At 69.2% G+C, this 16449-nt stretch carries 16 protein-coding genes and 2 riboswitches; of the genes, 5 read left to right on the top strand and 11 right to left on the bottom strand.

The window, feature by feature from the left end; translation table 11 throughout:
* The first annotated feature begins 233 nt into the window (after positions 1–233).
* Positions 234–1064, top strand: coding sequence for a creatininase family protein (locus C4F17_RS15540; RefSeq protein ID WP_106935843.1), 831 nt, complete (start codon positions 234–236; stop codon positions 1062–1064).
* Between the two features lie 9 nt (positions 1065–1073).
* On the opposite strand, the gene C4F17_RS15535 is transcribed toward C4F17_RS15540, so the two are convergent.
* From C4F17_RS15535 to C4F17_RS15490, 10 genes are read right to left on the bottom strand one after another with little or no spacing between them, the layout of a single operon-like run.
* The gene (locus C4F17_RS15535; protein WP_081268320.1) at positions 1074–2045 is read right to left on the bottom strand and encodes a threonine dehydratase; all 972 of its coding nucleotides are present in this window, start codon (positions 2043–2045) and stop codon (positions 1074–1076) included.
* A gap of 13 nt (positions 2046–2058) precedes the next feature.
* Positions 2059–2691, bottom strand: a complete 633-nt coding sequence (locus C4F17_RS15530; RefSeq protein ID WP_106935842.1) for a LysE family translocator — start codon at positions 2689–2691, stop codon at positions 2059–2061.
* A 5-nt stretch (positions 2692–2696) separates the two neighbouring features.
* Positions 2697–3389: a VOC family protein gene (locus C4F17_RS15525; RefSeq protein ID WP_106937570.1), complete on the bottom strand. Its 693-nt coding sequence runs from the start codon at positions 3387–3389 to the stop codon at positions 2697–2699.
* A 14-nt stretch (positions 3390–3403) separates the two neighbouring features.
* Positions 3404–4327, bottom strand: coding sequence for a PhzF family phenazine biosynthesis protein (locus tag C4F17_RS15520; RefSeq protein ID WP_199851858.1), 924 nt, complete (start codon positions 4325–4327; stop codon positions 3404–3406).
* 5 nt (positions 4328–4332) lie between these two features.
* Positions 4333–4974, bottom strand: a complete 642-nt coding sequence (locus C4F17_RS15515; protein ID WP_106935840.1) for a glutathione S-transferase — start codon at positions 4972–4974, stop codon at positions 4333–4335.
* A 35-nt stretch (positions 4975–5009) separates the two neighbouring features.
* Positions 5010–5846, bottom strand: coding sequence for a PhzF family phenazine biosynthesis protein (locus C4F17_RS15510; RefSeq protein ID WP_106935839.1), 837 nt, complete (start codon positions 5844–5846; stop codon positions 5010–5012).
* A 12-nt stretch (positions 5847–5858) separates the two neighbouring features.
* On the bottom strand, positions 5859–6497 hold the full coding sequence (locus tag C4F17_RS15505; protein ID WP_106935838.1) for a LysE family translocator: 639 nt from the start codon (positions 6495–6497) through the stop codon (positions 5859–5861).
* A 22-nt stretch (positions 6498–6519) separates the two neighbouring features.
* Positions 6520–7722, bottom strand: coding sequence for an aminotransferase-like domain-containing protein (locus C4F17_RS15500; protein ID WP_106935837.1), 1203 nt, complete (start codon positions 7720–7722; stop codon positions 6520–6522).
* 53 nt (positions 7723–7775) lie between these two features.
* Positions 7776–8762: a DMT family transporter gene (locus tag C4F17_RS15495; RefSeq protein ID WP_106935836.1), complete on the bottom strand. Its 987-nt coding sequence runs from the start codon at positions 8760–8762 to the stop codon at positions 7776–7778.
* Complete coding sequence (locus tag C4F17_RS15490; protein WP_081268328.1) at positions 8759–9358, bottom strand: LysE family translocator; 600 nt, start codon at positions 9356–9358, stop codon at positions 8759–8761. Before C4F17_RS15490 ends, C4F17_RS15495 begins: the two co-directional genes overlap by 4 nt.
* A 122-nt stretch (positions 9359–9480) precedes the next feature.
* On the opposite strand from C4F17_RS15490, the gene C4F17_RS15485 reads away from it, so the two are divergent.
* The 4 genes from C4F17_RS15485 to C4F17_RS15470 all read left to right on the top strand — a co-directional run bounded on the left by C4F17_RS15485 (position 9481) and on the right by C4F17_RS15470 (position 14728).
* Complete coding sequence (locus C4F17_RS15485; RefSeq protein ID WP_106935835.1) at positions 9481–10944, top strand: aminotransferase-like domain-containing protein; 1464 nt, start codon at positions 9481–9483, stop codon at positions 10942–10944.
* A gap of 91 nt (positions 10945–11035) precedes the next feature.
* Positions 11036–11806 (top strand): PhaM family polyhydroxyalkanoate granule multifunctional regulatory protein, encoded by a 771-nt coding sequence (locus C4F17_RS15480; protein WP_106935834.1) that lies wholly within the window; start codon positions 11036–11038, stop codon positions 11804–11806.
* 45 nt (positions 11807–11851) lie between these two features.
* A complete protein-coding gene (locus tag C4F17_RS15475) occupies positions 11852–13132 on the top strand; it encodes an FIST signal transduction protein (protein ID WP_106935833.1) in 1281 nt (426 codons plus the stop codon).
* Between the two features lie 189 nt (positions 13133–13321).
* Positions 13322–14728, top strand: a complete 1407-nt coding sequence (locus C4F17_RS15470; protein WP_106935832.1) for an RtcB family protein — start codon at positions 13322–13324, stop codon at positions 14726–14728.
* Between the two features lie 19 nt (positions 14729–14747).
* Here C4F17_RS15470 and C4F17_RS15465 read toward each other — a convergent pair whose 3' ends face one another.
* The gene (locus tag C4F17_RS15465) at positions 14748–16055 is read right to left on the bottom strand and encodes a D-amino acid dehydrogenase (RefSeq protein WP_106935831.1); all 1308 of its coding nucleotides are present in this window, start codon (positions 16053–16055) and stop codon (positions 14748–14750) included.
* A gap of 93 nt (positions 16056–16148) precedes the next feature.
* Positions 16149–16256: riboswitch (glycine riboswitch) on the bottom strand.
* A 17-nt stretch (positions 16257–16273) separates the two neighbouring features.
* Positions 16274–16377: riboswitch (glycine riboswitch) on the bottom strand.
* Between the last annotated feature and the right edge of the window lie 72 nt (positions 16378–16449).

The following is a 16449-nucleotide window of genomic DNA, read 5'->3' as shown; positions in this document are numbered from 1 at the left end:
GCCTGGGGCCGCCGCAAAAGCCGAACTCCCGGCCCCGAATGCGTCAGGACCGAAAGCTCCATGAAAAATTGAATCTGCAATCGACTCTAGATAGAACTGTTAACAAAAGCAAACTTAAGTGCCAAGAAACGGTTCTAAATGTGAATAGATTGGCGTTTTTGGGGTCAGCGTTGACAGGTTCTGTCAGACAAGCGCGCTCGGAAACGGCGGCACGCACGGCCTAAGATCGCGTGATGAACGCATCCACGGCCTCTTCGTTGCCCCGTTACTGGTCCCAGCTCACGACGCGCGATTTCGCGGGGCTGGACGCGGCTTCCACCGTCGCGGTGCTGCCGCTGGGCGCGACCGAGCAGCACGGGCCGCACCTGCCGCTGGGCGTGGACACGGTGCTGGCCGACGGCATCGTCGCCGCATCCTTGCCGCTGCTGCCGGCGGGGCTGCCGGTGCTGTTCCTGCCCACGCAGCAGATCGGCCTGAGCCCGGAGCACGCGCGTTTCGCGGGCACGCTCACGCTGTCGGCGCAGACGCTCATCCGCATGTGGAACGAGATCGGCGCCGGCGTGGCGCGCGCGGGCGTGAAGAAGCTGGTGCTGTTCAATGCGCACGGCGGCCACGTGGGCGCGATGGACATCGTGGCGCGCGAGCTGCGCGCGGCGCACGGGCTCATCGTCTACAGCGTGAGCTGGTTCAACCTGCCGCTGGGCGAGGCCGGCGAGCGCTTCAGCGCGCACGAGCATCGATTCGGCGTGCATGCGGGCGAAATCGAGACTTCGATGATGCTGGCGCTGACGCCCCAGCTGGTGCGCATGGGCGAGGCGCGCGACTTCAGCTCGACGTCGCAGCAGCGCTCAGCCGACTACGCGCTGCTGGGCAACGGCAAGAGCGCCAAGCTGGGCTGGGCGATGGAGGACTACAACGCGCACGGCGCCGCCGGCAACGCGGCCGCGGCCACGCCCGAGAGCGGCCAGGCCGTGATCGATGCGGCCGCGCGGCAACTGGCGCTGCTGCTGGCCGAGGTGTCGCGGCTGCCGCTGAGCACCGCCAACACGGGGCCGCTGCCGTAGCCCCGCGGCTCAGGAAGCGACGCGCGCCAGCACCCCGGCGAACATGTCCGTATCGACATTGCCGCCGCTCACGCTGATACCCACCGTCCTGCCGCGCCAGCGCTCCTGCTGCTGCAGCGCACCCGCCAGCGCCGCCGCGCCCGCGCCTTCGGCCACGTTGTGCGTGTCGCTGAAGAGGATGCGCATGGCCTCGGCCACTTCGTCGTCGGTGACGGCGATCACGTCGTCGGCTTCGCGCAAGATCACTTCCACCGACTCGGGCACCGGCGTGCGGCAGGCCATGCCGTCGGCCAGCCGCGTGGTCACAGGCGACTCGACCGGCTTGCCGGCGCGGAAGGAATCGCGGTAGGCGGTGGCGTGCGCGGACACCACGCCGATGAGCTTGGTCTTCGCCCCGCAATGCGCGCGCGCCGCAGCCGCGGCGGCAAAGCCGGAACCCAGGCCGATGGGCACGAACATCACGTCGGGCGGCGTGTGCGCCAGTGCGTCGAAGAACTCCACATAGGCCGTGGACACGCCGCGCACCAGTTCGCGGTGGAACGAAGGCACGCGGTGCAGTGCGTCGCGTTCGGCCAGCAGCGCCGCGTGTTCGGCGGCGGCCTGGAAGTCGTCGCCGTGCTCCACCAGCGTGACGCCGAGTGCGCGCATGGCCGCGTTCTTCTCGAGCGAGTTGCCGTGCGGCACCACGATGGTCGCGGCCAGCCCATGGCGCCGCGCGGCGAAGCCGACCGACTGGCCGTGGTTGCCGCGCGTGGCGCTGATGGCGTGGCGCACGCCGGGCTGCTCGCGCGCCAGCGTCTCGAAGTAGGTCAGCCCGCCGCGGATCTTGAATGCCCCGGCCGGCGTGTGGTTCTCGTGCTTGGCCCACACGGTGGCACCCAGGCGCCGGGCGAGCAGCGGCCATGCGTACTGCGGCGTGGGCGGCATGGCCGAGCGCACGGTGCGCTGGGCGGCCTCGATCTCTTCTCGGGTGAATCTCATCGGAGGTCCTTGCTCACTTGCGTTCGGTCAGCGCCACGCGCACCGCCAGCGCGGCCAGCACGCTGCCCATCACATAGCGCTGCGCGCGCAGCCAGCCCGCGCTTTGCGACAGCACCGCGGTGATGCTGGCGGCGCCGACGATCATCACGGTGTTGACCGCCGCGCTTGTCGCGATCTGGGCGGCGCCCAGCTGCATGCTCTGCAGCAGCACCGAGCCGCGCTCGGGATGGATGAACTGCGGAAAGAACGAGAGATAGAACATCGCCACCTTCGGGTTCAGCAGGTTCGTGAGAAACCCCATGCGGAACAGTCTGGCCGGCGGATCGGCCGGCAGCGCGCGGGCCTCGAAGGGCGCGTTGCCGCCGGGCTTGACGGCCTGCCATGCGAGCCACATCAGGTAGGCCGCGCCGGCGATGCGGATCGCGTCGAATGCGAGCGGCACGGCCAGCAGCAGCGCGGTGAGGCCCAGCGCCGCCGCGAACAGGTGCACCAGAAAAGCCGACAGCACGCCGCCCAGCGAGATGAGTCCGGCCCGGCGCCCCTGGATCAGCGTGCGCGATACGCAATAGATCATGTTCGGCCCCGGCGTGAGCGCCAGCAGCAGGGAGGCGAGGGCGAACCACGCGATTTCCGTGAGTGTCAGCATGATCGTCAGAGTCCTTTGGATTCGAGCGTGACGGGGCCGCGCGGCGTGTCGAGCAGCGCGACGAGATTGGGCGGGCCGGCATCGACGTGCATGTCCTGCATGCCGATGGCCGACAGGGCCGCCGCAAGGGCGGGTGCGCGCGGGTGCGTGGCCCGCAATGCGCGCATCGCAAGGCCGGACGCCGGCATCGCGTCGGTGGGGTGCACCGGCCCCCACTGGATCAGCGTGGGCAGCGCGCCGTAGAACAGCCGCTGGCCGTCGTCGCGCACGGTGATCTGCCATTCGAGCCGGCCGGCCGGCGTGTCGCGCGAGGCTTCGAGCAACTGGCCGCGGTCGATGTGCGCATGCTCTTCGTGCGCCAGGGCGCGCATGGCCGCATGCGCGTCGGGCACGCGCGCGACGAAATGGATCAGCCGCGGCCCCTGCCGGGCCAGGCCGGCCCGCAGTTCGTGGTCGTCCAGGTCGAACCAGCGGCGCGTGCCCGGCCGCGCGGGCTGCCGCCCGGGCTCGATCGCGATGATTTCCAGGTAGGCCGCCGGGAATGCATCGCTCGCGATATTCAGCAGCCGGTTGTGCGTGCCCATCAGCGGATGGGTGCCACCCGGCCCCGGCACGACGCCGAGCGTGGCTTCGCACCACGCCACGCCCTCGTCGAGCGAGGCCGCGGCGATCACGAGGTGGTCGAGTCGCGCACGCATGGCGGTCGTCATGCCTACAGCGTGACCTGGCCGTCGATGCAGGTCACGGCGTCGCCGCCGACCCAGATCCGGCCTTCGGCGTCGCGCTCGATGTACACGCGCCCGGCGCGGCCGAGGCACTGGCCTTGCGCCGCGAGATAGCGCTCGGGCATGTGGCCGTCGGCGATCAGCCACTCGGCCAGGCTCGCGTTGAGGCTGCCGGTGACCGGGTCTTCCTGCACGCCGACAGGCTCGGCGAAGGCGCGCACCTCGAGGTCGATCTTCGCGCCGTCGTCGTACTCGACGGCCGGGCGGTTGCCGAAGGCGCGGGCCTCGCGGTTGGAGCGGCCGATCAGCGGCGAGGTGTCGATGGCCGCGGGAACGCCCGCCACGCCGGCCTTCACGCCGAGCTCCTTGAGCGTGCGGTGGTCGGGCGTGAGCGCCAGCACGGCGTCGGCGTCATTGACCAGCAGGCCGAACCAGACCGGGCCGTTGTCGAGCACCTGCGCCGCGATGATCTGCTGCGCCTTCAGGCCCAGCGCGCCGGCCACCTTGGCCAGCAGCGCGGGGCTGGGCGCGCTGCGCTTGAGCGGCGGCGCGGCAAAGGCCAGGCGTTCGCCCTCGCGGCGCAGCGGCACCAGCCCCGCGCCGCATTGCTGCACCACCATGCCGGGCGCCTTGGGCTTGCCGCCGGCCTGCAGCCATGCATGGCAGCTGCCGATGGTCGGGTGGCCGGCAAAGGGCAGCTCGCCACCGGGCGTGAAGATGCGCACGCGGTAGTCGGCCGTCGGTTCGGTGGGCGGCAGCAGGAAGGTGGTCTCGGACAGGTTGGTCCACTGCGCGAAGCGCTGCATCGCGGCGTCGTCGAGGCCGTCGCCGTCGATCACCACGGCCAGCGGATTGCCGCGGTAGGCCGTGGCCGTGAAGACGTCGACTTGCTTGAAGGGGCGGGATTTCATCAGTTTCATTCGAGGCTTAGATCGAGCACGCCGCGCGTGCCGGGGCGGGAAAGGAGATCGGCGTACCAGCGCTCCACGTTCGGCCAGCTCGGCCGGCGGTATTCGGCCGCGGGCAGGCCGAACCAGCGGTGCGCCTCGCAGCCGACGGGGATGTCGGCCATGGTGAAGCTGTCGCCGCCGAGATAGGCGCGCCTGGCCAGGTGCGCGTCGAGAATCGCGAACAGCGCTTCGCTCTCGCGCACCGAGGCGTCGATGAGCGCGCTCTGGCGTTCCGACGGCGGCGTGCGCACCCACTGGATGAAGGCGTCGCGGCTCGCGCGGTTGAGCGTGGTCTGCTGCCAGTCCATCCAGCGTTCGGCGTCGAAGCGCGCGGGCAGTTCGCTCGGGTAGAAATTGCCGTGCGAATGCCTGGCGCAAAGGTAGCGCACGATCACGTTCGACTCCCACAGCGTCACGCGCTCGGCGCCTTCGCCGTCGTCGATGGCGGGCACCATGGCATTCGGGTTGAGCGCCAGGTATTCGGGCGTCTGCACGATGCCGAACTTGCCGCCGGCCTCGGTGCGCTGGAAGTCGAGCCCGAGTTCCTGCGCGCACCACACTACCTTTCGGACGTTGATCGAGCTGATGCGGCCCCAGATATTGAGCATGATCGGGTTCTTTCTTTTGCTGGTTCTTCGGCGGCTCAGGGCCGCATGATGCGCGCGGTGCCCGACACGCGGATGGAGCTGCCCGGCACGGGCGAGATGTCGGCGCGCAGGCGCGACAGCATGCCCATGTCTTCGCCCTGCACCACGTCGATGGCGCCGCCGTGCGGCCAGCCGATGTCGCGCAGGTAGCCGGCCAGCGCGGCCGTGGCGGCGCCGGTGGCGGGGTCTTCGTACACGCCGCCGGACGCGAAGGGGTTGCGCGTGTGCAGCCGCTGCGCGGTCTCGGCAAAGACCAGCACGATGGTCGTGAGCCCGGCGCGGGCCATCAGCGCGCGGCCGGCCTCCAGCTCGTATTGCATCGCCGACAGCGCTGCGCGGCTATTCAGGGCCAGCACCAGATGGTCGGCACCCGCATGGGCGACGGCCGGCGGGATGCGCGGATCCAGGTCTTGCCGGGCATGGCCGAAAAGGGCCAGGGCCTCGGCCACAAGCTCGGGGGACGCCGCGGCGCTGCGCGTGGGCGGCGACTGCAGCGCGGCCTCGACCAGGCTGCCGCTGCGCCGGCCTTCCACGGTGATCCGCGCATTGTTGAGCGCGAGCGGAAACACGCCGTCGCCTTGCTGCATTGCCAGCGCGGCACCCAGCGCGATCGTCGCGTGGCCGCAGAAGGGCACCTCGGACTGCGGCGCGAAGTAGCGCACGCGCCAGCCGCCGTCATCGGCGCGGGCGGCGAACGCGGTTTCCGAAAAGCCGACTTCCGCGGCAATGCGCTGCATCTGCGCCTCGGGCGGCAGCGCATCGGCGATGACGACGCCGGCGGGGTTGCCGCCCGTCTCGCCATCGGAGAAGGCCGCGATCTTCAGAACGTTCATGGCAAGCCCTCTTCAGCGAGGTGAAGGACGATCGAGGAAGAGCAGGCGCACGGCCAGCCCCAGCATCACGGCGGCCAGCAGGCCGCTCTGCAACCGCGCCGCGCCGGGCCGGTCGTGCAGCCAGCGGCCGATCTGGCCGCTGCACGCGCCCAGCAGCGTGTTGAAGGCCAGTGCGGCCATCGACAGCACCACGCCGAGCTGCACCAGCTGCAGCGGCACGCTGCCGCGCGAGGCGTCGACGAACTGCGGCAAAAACACCATGAAGAACAGCAGCGCCTTCGGATTGACAAGGTTGTTCAGCAGCGCCATGCGCACGATGCGGCCGAAGCCGGCCGGCTGCGCCCGCGCGCCGACGCGAAGGCCGCCGCCGCTTCGCAGCGCCTGCACCGCCAGCCACACCAGGTACAGCGCGCCCGCATAACGCAGCACGTCGAACGACGGCGGCCACGCCGCCACCAGCGCGGTGACGCCGGTGGCGGCGAACAGCGTGTGCACCAGGTCGGCCGCCGAGATGCCGACGGCCGCCGCGAACCCGCCGCGCGGACCATGGGCCACGCCGTGCGAGAGCACGAACGCCATGTTCGGGCCCGGCGACAGGAACAGCGCCAGTACCGCGAGCAGGAAGAGCGAGAGCGTCGCGAGGCCGATCAAGGGAGGGCTCCTTGTGGGGCTTTCAGATCTGGGCGGCTGCGAGCTGTTTGTCGCCGAGCAGCACCAATTCTTCGCGCAGCGTCTGTGCCAGCGCGGCGATGGCGGTGTCGATCTCTTCCACGCTCGCGGTCACGAACGACAGGCGCAGCGTGCGCGGATCGCCTTCGCCCGCGTAGAACGGCGCGCCCGGCACGAAGGCCACGTTGCGCTCCACCGCCTTGGGCAGCAGCGTGACGGTGTCGACGCCCTCGGGCAGGCGCGCCCACAGGAACATGCCGCCCTTGGGCGCGTTGAACTTCACGTCCAGGCCGGCCATCTCGCGCTTGAGCGCGGCGATCATCGCGTCGCGCTGGCGCTTGTAGAGGGCGCGGATGGTGGGCACGTGGCGGTCCAGGAAGCCGTCCTTCATGACGGCCGACACCATGCGCTGCGTGAAGATCGGCGTGTGCAGGTCGACCGCCTGCTTGGCCTGCAGCAGCTTCGGGTAGATCGACTTGGGCGCCACCAGGAAGCCCAGGCGCAGGCCGGGAGCCAGCACCTTCGAGAACGAGCCCAGGTAGATCACGCCTTCGGGGTTGCGCGCGGCCAGCGGCAGCGGCGGGGCTTCGTCGAACCAGAGCTCGCCGTAGGGGTTGTCCTCGACGATCGGCAGGTTGGCTTGCGCGGCGGCGGCGGACACGGCGGCGCGGCGCTCCTCGGTCATGGTGCGGCCGGTGGGGTTCTGGAAATTGGGCAGCAGGTAGACGAAGCGCGCGTCCTTGGCCTTGGCCACGAGGTCATCGACGATCACGCCGTCGTCGTCGCTGGCCACGCCCACCGGGTTCGGCTCCATCGGGCCGAAGGCCTGCAGCGCGCCGAGGTAGGTGGGTGTCTCGACCAGCACCTTGCTGCCCGGATCGATCAGCACCTTGGCGACCAGGTCCAGCCCCTGCTGCGAGCCGGTGGTGATGAGCACCTGCGAGGCGTCGACGTCCCAGGGCAGCATGTCGGCCACGGCCTGGCGCAGCGGCGCGTAGCCTTCGCTGGCGGCGTACTGCAGCGCGGCCTGGCCGTCGTTGTGCAGCACTTCGGCGCAGGCGTCGGCGAACGCCTGGATCGGGAAGGTCTTGGGCGAGGGCAGGCCGCCGGCCAGGCTGATGATGCCGGGGCGCTCGGTGACCTTCAGGATTTCACGCAGCACCGAGGGGTTCATCTTTGCGGCGCGGGCGGCGAGTTTCCAGTTCATGGCTTTCTTCTTTCAGGCGGTGAGGTGAGATTCGAAGGAGAGGGTACGGCGGATCAGCGTCCGTGCGGGCTGGCCTTGCGGGCGGCGGCAGGCGTCATTTTCGGCGCTGCGGCCTGTGCCGGGTTGGTGGCGGGGCTGGCCGGCTGCGACAGCCGCTTGCCCACGACCACGGTGGACACCACCGCGATCGCGAAGCCCAGCGTCACCACGTCGAGCGGCTCGCCCAGCAGCGGGATCGACGCCAGGATCGACAGGAATGGTTGCAGCAGTTGCGTCTGGCTCACACGCAGCGCCCCGCCCAGCGCCAGGCCGCGATACCAGGCGAAGAAACCGATCCACATCGAGAACATGCCCACGTAGACGAAGGCGAGCCAGGCCGAGGTGGCAACGGGCTGCCGCGGCCAAAGCGCCAGCGTGGCCGGCAGCGTGACGGGCAGCGCCATCACGCAGACCCAGCAGATCACGCGCTCGGCGCCCAGCGACGGCGTGACCTGCGCGCCGTAGATGTAGCCGAACGATGCCGCGACGACCGCGCCGACCAGCAGCAGGTCGGCCCACTCGAAGCCGAAGCCGTGCCCCGCCTGGCTGGCGCGCAGTACCGAGAACACCACCACCAGCAGGCTGCCCGCGATGGCGCAGAGCCAGAAGCCCAGCCGTGCGCGCTGGTGCAGCACCCAGGCCGCCACGGCCGCGGTGACCAGCGGCAGCAGCGCCGTCACCACCGCCGCATGGCTGGCCGTGACCACGCGCAGCGCGTAGGCCAGCAGCAGCGGAAAGCCGACGGCATTGCCCAGCACCGCGATGCCCAGCGGCCGCCACTGGTGCGGGGCCGGGCGCGGCGAGCGCGTCACCAGCAGGAAGACGGCCGACAGCACGCCAGCCAGCGCCGCGCGCCCGAGCGTGACGAACCAGGGCGACAGTTGCGGCGCGTCTTGAGAGCCGGTGGCCAGCCGCGTCATCGGCAGCGTGATGGCGAACATGGCCACGCCGACGACGCCGAGCCACATGCCCAGCGTCTCGTCCTTGATGCCCGGCCTCATACGCTCACCATCCACCAGGCGGTGAGCACCAGCACCAGGCCCATCGCGCGGTTGAACCACAGCAGCCGCGCGCCTTTGGACAACCAGTCGCGCAGCAGGGCACCGACCAGCGCATAGGCGAAGTTGCTGGCGAAGGCGAAGAACAGCATCACCGGCGCCACGATGGCGAAGCGGCGCAGCGCGTCGGGCTGCCCGGCGATCCAGCCGGCCACCAGCGTGAGCGCCAGCAGCCACGCCTTGATGTTGACGAACTGCAGCATCACGCCCTGGCCGAAGCCGACCGACAGCCTGGCGCTGTCGGCGTTGCCGAGCGTCGCGCTGCCGCTGAGCTTCCAGGCCAGCCACAGCAGGTAGCCGATGCCCAAGGCCTTGATGGCCACCCGCAGCGGCGGCACGGCCACCACCAGCGCGCCGATGCCTGCGGCGCACAGCACCAGAAGCAGCGTCCAGCCGACCGGCACCGCGACCACGAAGCGCATTGCGCGCGGCAGGCCGCCGTTGGCCGCCAGGGCGGTCGAGAGCGTGGTGTTGGGACCGGGCGAGAAACTCATCGCCGTGGCCAGCACCAGCAGCGCGGTGAATTCTTGCCAGTTCATGACACACACTCTAAACTTGAGACCATTACAGTTCCAGTACAGATGATCAAACAAACACTGAAACTGTATTGGTCATTCCTTCGGCACAGAGCCCACAAGGCTCTTCTGGAACACGGGCACGCATGCTGACAAGAACCTCCACCCAGTCGCTCACGGGGCAGCTGGCCGACCGGCTGGCCGAACGCATCCGTACCCGGCTGCTTCCGCCCGGCGCGCGGCTGCCCTCCGTGCGCGATTGCGCGCGGCAGCAGGGGGTGAGCCCCTACACGGTCGTCGCCGCGTACGACCAGCTCCTGGCGCAGGGGCTGGTCGAAGCCCGCCGGCAGCGCGGCTTCTATGTGCGCGACGCCGCGCCGGTACAGGAAGGTCGCCTGGCCAATCGCACCAATGGCACCCATGGGACCAATGGCCCGGATGCCATCGGCATGCCGGCGGCCATCGCCGTGCAGATGATGGCCTCGCGCGTGCCGGCGGACGCCAGCTCGCTGATCCGCAGCATGTTCCACCGGCCCAGCGACAAGCCGCAGCCGGGCATGGGCGTGTTCCCGCCCGACTGGATGTCGTCGACCTTCATGCCCACGGCCGTCCGGCGCATGACCAGCACGGCCGCCCTGCAGGAGCTGTCGCTCCAGTACGGCGAGCCCGCCGGCGACATGAGCCTGCGGCGCAGCCTGTCGCAGAAGCTGGTGGGCATCAACGTGCCGGCCACGCCCGACCAGATCGTGACCACCATCGGCGCCACCCACGCGCTGGACATCGTGAGCCGCACGCTGCTGCGCCCGGGCGACCCGGTGATGGTCGAGGAGCCGGGGTGGGCGCTCGAATTCGCGCGGCTCGAGGCGCTGGGCATGCGCATCCTGCCGGTGCCGCGCCGCGCCGACGGGCCCGACCTGGAGGTGATGGCGCAGTACTGCAAGCTGCACAGCCCCAAGCTGTTCGTGAGCGTGAGCGTGCTGCACAACCCGACCGGCTACAGCCTCACGCCGGGCAGCGCGCACCGCGTGCTCAAGCTGGCGAACGAGCACGACTTCCACATCGTCGAGGACGACACCTACAGCCACCTCGCGCCCGAGCACGCCACCCGGCTCAGCGCGCTCGACGGGCTGCAGCGCACCATCTACGTGAGCGGCTTCGCCAAGATCCTGGCGCCCAACTGGCGCATCGGCTTCCTGGCCGCGCCGCCCGCGCTGAAAGAGCGGCTGCTCGAGACCAAGCTGCTGGCCACGCTGACCTCGCCCACGCTGTTCGAGCGGGCGCTGTCGTGGTGCATCGACCAGGGCCAGCTGCGCCGGCATTCGGAGCGGGTGCGCATCCGCCTCGACGGGGCGCGCGGGCGGGCGGTGAAGCTCGCCATGTCGCACGGCTGCACCTTCGCGTCGGAGCCGGCGGGGCTGTTCGGCTGGGTCGACACGGGCGTGGACACCGACGCGCTCACGCAGCGCATGCTCGACCAGGGCTACCTGCTGGCGCCGGGCTCGCTGTTCCATGCGCGCCGGCCGCCGAGCACCATGATGCGCATCAACTTCGCGACCTCGCAGGACGCCACTTTCTGGAAGGTTTTCAGCAAGGTCCGCGACGAACTCTGACGGCAGGTAAATCCCCGCGCCGGCCGGGCCGGACGGCAAGGGCTTGGAGTAAGCTGGGAGCACAAGAAAACCCTCCCAGGAGACCTTCCGCATGAGCAACGCCAGCAAGCCCTTCGACTTCAGCCAGTTCGTCCCCGGATTCGACTTCCTGAAGAACCTCGCCGGCGGTGCCGCGGCGGGTGCCGGTGCCGGTTCGGTGCCTGGGATTCCGAGCCTCGCGAGCTGGGTCGCGCCCACGCTGAGCGTGGAAGAAGTCGACAAGCGCATCCAGGAACTCAAGACGGTCCAGTACTGGCTCGAGCAGAACGGCCATGCGCTCAAGGCCACCATCCAGGCGCTCGAGGTGCAGAAGATGACGCTGTCGACGCTGCGCGGCATGAACGTGCGCATGGAAGACATCGCCAGCGCGTTCACCAAGCAGGCTGCTGCCATGGCCCCGGCGCCCGCGGCAGCAGCCCCTGCGGCCCCGGTCGAGCCGGAGCCCGAGGAGGTCGAGGAAGAAGACGAGCTGCCCGAGGAAGAGGAAGCGCCGGCGCCGCAGAAGACGAAGACGAGCGCGCGTCCCGCCGCCGCGAAATCCAAGGCCGGCGAGGGCGCCGGCGTGATCGATCCCATGCAGTGGTGGGGCTCGCTCACCGAGCAGTTCCAGCAGATCGCCAGCTCGGCGCTGCAGGACGCTGCGCAGCTGAAGGTGCCGGCCATGGCCCAGCCGCTGGCCGACGCGGTCGGCAAGGCGATGGGCGGCAAGCCGGCGGCAACCAAGGCCCGCAAGCCCGTTGCCGCGGCAAAGAAAGCGGCGGCCCCGGCCGCCAGGAAAAAGACGACGACCGCCGCGCGCAAGCGAACCTCCAGCCGGCGCTGACGTCATACCCATACATTTTTTGGAAAGAACGGGTTGGCACGCATCATGAAACTGTTTCCCTCCGGTCATGCCACCCACCCGCAATGGCGCATGGCGGCCGGCCTCGTGCTGGCCCAGTTGCGCGCACAGATGGCATTGCCCGACTACGCGCCGTCGCCGACGCTCGGGCTGCTCTACATCACCGACCACTACGCAGCCGAGGCGCAGGACATCCTCGACCACCTGAGCGCCGAACTGCCCGAGGTGACCGACTGGTCGGGCACCGTCGGCATCGGCGTGGCGGCCAACAACGCCGAATACTTCGACGAGCCCGGCATGACGCTGATGCTCTGCGCGCTGCCGAGCGACCAGTACCGCGTGTTCTCCGGCGTCGCGCCGCTGGGCAACTCCGAAATGAGCGGCTTCGAGGCCCACACCGCGCTGGTGCACGCCGACCCGGCCACGCCCGACCTGACCGAGCTGATCGCCGAGATGGCGGGCCGCACCGACACCGGCTACCTGTTCGGCGGGCTCTCGTCGGGCCGTGGCGGCGCGCTTCAGTTCGCGGTCGGCGGCAACGGCAACATCCGCGGCCATGGGGCGGCGGGCGGTGTGTTCTCGGGCGGCCTGTCGGGCGTGGTGTTCGGCGACGGCGTGCGGCTGGTGTCGCGCGTCACGCAGGGCTGCCAGCCGCTGCGCTCGGGCGCGGTGCGCGAGCGCGAGATCACCGAGGCCGACGGCAACCTGCTGCTCAGGCTCGACGGCGAACCGGCCCTGGACGTGCTGCTGGCCGACCTGCAGGTGTCGCTGGAGAGGCCGCAGGAAGCCATCGACGCCGTGCGCAACACGCTGGTCGGGCTGGCCGACGCGGGCAGCGACGGCATCCGCCGCACCGGCGACCTGGGCGCCGACGTGCTGGTGCGCCACATCATCGGGCTCGACCCGACGCGGCGCGGCATCGCGATTGCCGACACGGCCGAAGCCGGCATGCGGCTGACCTTCTGCCGCCGCAATGCGCAGGCGGCGCGGGCCGACCTGATGCGCATCTGCGCCGAGATCCGCGAAGAGCTGGAGCCCGAAGAGCAGACGCTGGCCACCGCGCGCGCCGTGGCTGCCGGCGAGGCCGAGGCGGCGCCGCATCCGGCGCGGCGCATCGCGGGTGCGGTGTACGTGAGCTGTTCCGGGCGTGGCGGCCCGCATTTCGGCGCGCCGGGCGCCGAGTTGCAGATCGTGCGGCACGCGCTGGGCGACGTGCCGCTGGTCGGGTTCTTCGCCGCCGGGGAGATCGCGCGGCACCACCTGTATGGCTATACGGGGGTGCTGACGGTGTTCACGGCGCCCGACTGACGGGGAAAAGCGACTCGCGGGTTTTCAATTGCGGCATGCGTCGCTAGAATCCGCACGCTTTCTTGAATCTGCTGCTGCAAGAAAGAGCAAGTCGTGCCTCTCGAGACGCACGGCCGATCTCTTTCGCCCCGCCATGCAATGTGTACCGGGGCGGGAAACCGACATGGTTTCCACAATGGAACAGTAGCAATGAGTGATCTTCGTTTCTCCAGACTCCAGCGTGCGTTCTCGCGTGCCGGCATTGCCGTCGACTACCGCGACGGCGTCTACCACCTGCACCACGAGGTCTCGCAGGCCACGGTGCTCCTGCCGCCCAGTCTTCCGTTGGAAGAAAAGGCGGTGAACCAGTTGCTGGCCTTTGCCAGCGTTCGTTCGCCCGACGGCAAGCAGGGCGTGTGCAAGGCATGCGCGACGCCGGATTTCCATCCAGGTTCCGTTGCGCCGGTTGGCAGTGTCGTCGCGACCGATGCCGACTTCGTCATTCCCGCGGCGGTGGGCACCGACATCAACTGCGGCATGCGGCTGCTGACCACAGGTCTCACGCTCGATCAGGTGGCGCCGCACAAGACGCGACTGATCGCGCGGCTCACGCGCAGTCTGCTCGATAACGGACGCGACGTACCGGTGCATACGGCGGCGTTCAGGGCTCTATTCGACCTGGGGCCTTCGGCTTTCCTGGAAGCAGTCGATGGCGAGGGGCTCTGGGCCTCGTGCGATCGGGACCGGATGCAATCGGAGATCGGTGCCTGCATCGGCCTTGCGAGTTTCGGCGGCAGCGCGCGGCATGCGCCAGAGGCTCATACCGGTGCGCGGCACGAGGTGTTCCGTGACCCCTGCCTCGGCACACCGGGCGGAGGCAACCATTTCGTGGAGCTGCAGGTCGTTGACCAAGTGATGGACCGGCACGCCGCGTACCGCGCCGGGCTCAAGGCAGGCGATGTCGTCGTGATGATTCACAGCGGCTCGCGTGACGTCGGCTTTCATGTGGGTGGTCGCTGGATGGAACGAGCTCGGAGCGAGTGGCCCAAGGGGCTTCGCCATCCGAAGAGCGGTCTGTATGGCCTGACAGGGCCGTTGGCACAGGAATACCTCGAGGCTATGGGCGTGGCGGCGCGCTACGCATGGGCCAACCGCGTGGTGTTGGCCGAACTGGTGCGCAAGGATTTCGCTGAGCTGCTCGGTGCCACGGCGTCGAGGCTCGTGATCGATGTGCCGCATAACGTGGTGCTGCGCGAGCACGAGATGAACGTCCATCGAAAGGGGGCGACGCCCGCTCATGACGGAGACCTGGCGTTGATCCCGGGGTCGATGGGTGACTTCTCTTACCTGGCAACAGGGCTCGGTCACGAAGACTGGCTATGGTCGTGTAGCCATGGTGCAGGTCGTCGCGTGCGGCGCCAGGAAGTACGCGCCATGCGGCCGACGCCAGCTGACGAGAACTCCAGCTGGCAATGCGTGACCTTGCGCGAGGAGCGCCGAATTGAAGAGGCGCCGCAGGCCTACAAGCCCATCGGCGCCGTGATTGATGCGCAAGAGCGCGCGGGGCTGATCCGCTGCGCTGTGCGGTTCAAGCCCTGGGTCACCTTCAAGGCCTGAGTCATGTCCTGATCGCCGGTCAGCCGAGTGCGGGCTGCGGGATACGTGGCTGCGGCGCCGGCATTCCCGTGAAGGCGAAATCCACCTCTGGTGCGAGCCCGCTCACGATGCGCGCGATCGACTTGCCGGAGCCGCAGGCATGCGTCCAGCCGAGCGTGCCGTGGCCGGTGTTGAGGAACAGGTTGGCGAGCTTCGTCTTGCCGATCAGCGGCACGTTGCTTGGCGTGGCGGGGCGCAGGCCGGTCCAGAACTGGGCCTGCGTGGTGTCGCCGGCGCCGGGGAACAGCTCTTCGACACGGCGCACGATGGCTTCGCAGCGCACGCGGTTCAGGTCGCGGTCGTAGCCGTTGAGCTCGGCCGTGCCGGCGATGCGCAGGCGGTCGCCGGATTCCGAGGTGTAGCGTGAGAACACGAGCTTGAATTCGTCGTCGGTCAGCGAGACCTGATGCGCTTTGGAGGCGTCCTTGACGGGCAGCGTGACCGAATAGCCCTTGGCCGGATAGATCGGCAGGCGGATGCCCAGCGGCGCCGCGAGCAACGGGCTCAGCGAGCCCATCGCCATCACGAAGGCGTCGCCGCGAATGCGCTGGAAGCGGCCTTCGGCGCCGGTGACCTCCACGTGGTCGATGCTGCCGCCGGCCTCGCGCAGGGCGGTGACGGTGTGGCTCATGAGAAATTTCACGCCGGCTTCGGCCGCGAGCCGGGAGAGTTCGCGCGCGAAGCGGTTGGCATCGCCGGATTCGTCCTCGGCCGTGTAGGTGGCGCCGGCCAGCTTGGGGCGGATGTGGGCGAGGGCGGGCTCGATCTTCACGGCCTCGTCTGCCGAGATGACCTGGCGTTCGCAGCCCAGCGCGCGCATCTGCTCGGCGGGCGCGAGGGCTCCGTCGAATTCCTTCTGCGTCGTATAGAAGTGGAGGATGCCCTGGGTGCGCTGGTCGTAGGCGATGCCGGTGTCGCGGCGCAACTGTTGCAACATCGAGCGGCTGTATGTGCCAAGACGCACGATCTGCTCGATGTTGTGGCGGGTGCGCGCCGGCGTGCATTCGCGCAGGAACTGCAGGCCCCACAGCCACTGGCGCATGTCGGCGCGGATGCGGAACAGCAGCGGGGCGTCTTCCTTGCCTAGCCATTGCAGCACCTTGAGCGGCGCGCTGGGGTTGGCCCAGGGTTCGGCATGGCTGACGGAAATCTGCCCGCCATTGGCGAAGCTGGTTTCGGCGGCCGGGGTGGCCTGCCGGTCGATCACGGTCACTTCGTGGCCGAGTTGCTGGAGGTAGTAAGCCGAGGTCACGCCGAGCAGGCCGGCGCCAAGAACGATCACGCGCATTTCAAGTACCTTTGAGGTGCTGCGCTTGAACGGCGGGCGAGGGTGAATACTATTGAATTAATAGCAAGCAACCGGACGACCGCTGTCCAAGTTGCCGCTCCCCCTGTCCTCGGTACCTGAGAGATTCATTCGTTGCGCCATTGCAACGAATTTGCTCCTTCGGTGCGCCACGTGAAGTGGCGTCTCTCCAGACGGCGTTTCAGTTGATGCAGTACTGACCCCTTGCCGAAATCCAAGACTTCGTCGGGCCGACCTGAGCGTTTATGGGAGTTTGCGCCTTCGGTAGGGCCACCGGGGTGGCCCGCTCTCCTGCGGTATCGCGAACGATTGTAAACACGCCGAGGGCAGAACGGTAACGTCTTGTGTTTCCGCCAATTGGCCCAATGGGATAATC

Source organism: Variovorax sp. PMC12 (assembly GCF_003019815.1).
Lineage (GTDB): Bacteria > Pseudomonadota > Gammaproteobacteria > Burkholderiales > Burkholderiaceae_C > Variovorax.
This window is presented reverse-complemented; position numbering and strand designations above follow the sequence as displayed.

Coding starts and splice junctions, on each gene's coding strand:
- C4F17_RS15540 (WP_106935843.1), top strand. CDS start 234: ATGAACGCATCCACGGCCTCTTCGTTGCCCCGTTACTGGTCCCAGCTC.
- C4F17_RS15535 (WP_081268320.1), bottom strand. CDS start 2,045: ATGAGATTCACCCGAGAAGAGATCGAGGCCGCCCAGCGCACCGTGCGC.
- C4F17_RS15530 (WP_106935842.1), bottom strand. CDS start 2,691: ATGCTGACACTCACGGAAATCGCGTGGTTCGCCCTCGCCTCCCTGCTG.
- C4F17_RS15525 (WP_106937570.1), bottom strand. CDS start 3,389: ATGCGTGCGCGACTCGACCACCTCGTGATCGCCGCGGCCTCGCTCGAC.
- C4F17_RS15520 (WP_199851858.1), bottom strand. CDS start 4,327: ATGAAATCCCGCCCCTTCAAGCAAGTCGACGTCTTCACGGCCACGGCC.
- C4F17_RS15515 (WP_106935840.1), bottom strand. CDS start 4,974: ATGCTCAATATCTGGGGCCGCATCAGCTCGATCAACGTCCGAAAGGTA.
- C4F17_RS15510 (WP_106935839.1), bottom strand. CDS start 5,846: ATGAACGTTCTGAAGATCGCGGCCTTCTCCGATGGCGAGACGGGCGGC.
- C4F17_RS15500 (WP_106935837.1), bottom strand. CDS start 7,722: ATGAACTGGAAACTCGCCGCCCGCGCCGCAAAGATGAACCCCTCGGTG.
- C4F17_RS15495 (WP_106935836.1), bottom strand. CDS start 8,762: ATGAGGCCGGGCATCAAGGACGAGACGCTGGGCATGTGGCTCGGCGTC.
- C4F17_RS15490 (WP_081268328.1), bottom strand. CDS start 9,358: ATGAACTGGCAAGAATTCACCGCGCTGCTGGTGCTGGCCACGGCGATG.
- C4F17_RS15485 (WP_106935835.1), top strand. CDS start 9,481: ATGCTGACAAGAACCTCCACCCAGTCGCTCACGGGGCAGCTGGCCGAC.
- C4F17_RS15480 (WP_106935834.1), top strand. CDS start 11,036: ATGAGCAACGCCAGCAAGCCCTTCGACTTCAGCCAGTTCGTCCCCGGA.
- C4F17_RS15475 (WP_106935833.1), top strand. CDS start 11,852: ATGAAACTGTTTCCCTCCGGTCATGCCACCCACCCGCAATGGCGCATG.
- C4F17_RS15470 (WP_106935832.1), top strand. CDS start 13,322: ATGAGTGATCTTCGTTTCTCCAGACTCCAGCGTGCGTTCTCGCGTGCC.
- C4F17_RS15465 (WP_106935831.1), bottom strand. CDS start 16,055: ATGCGCGTGATCGTTCTTGGCGCCGGCCTGCTCGGCGTGACCTCGGCT.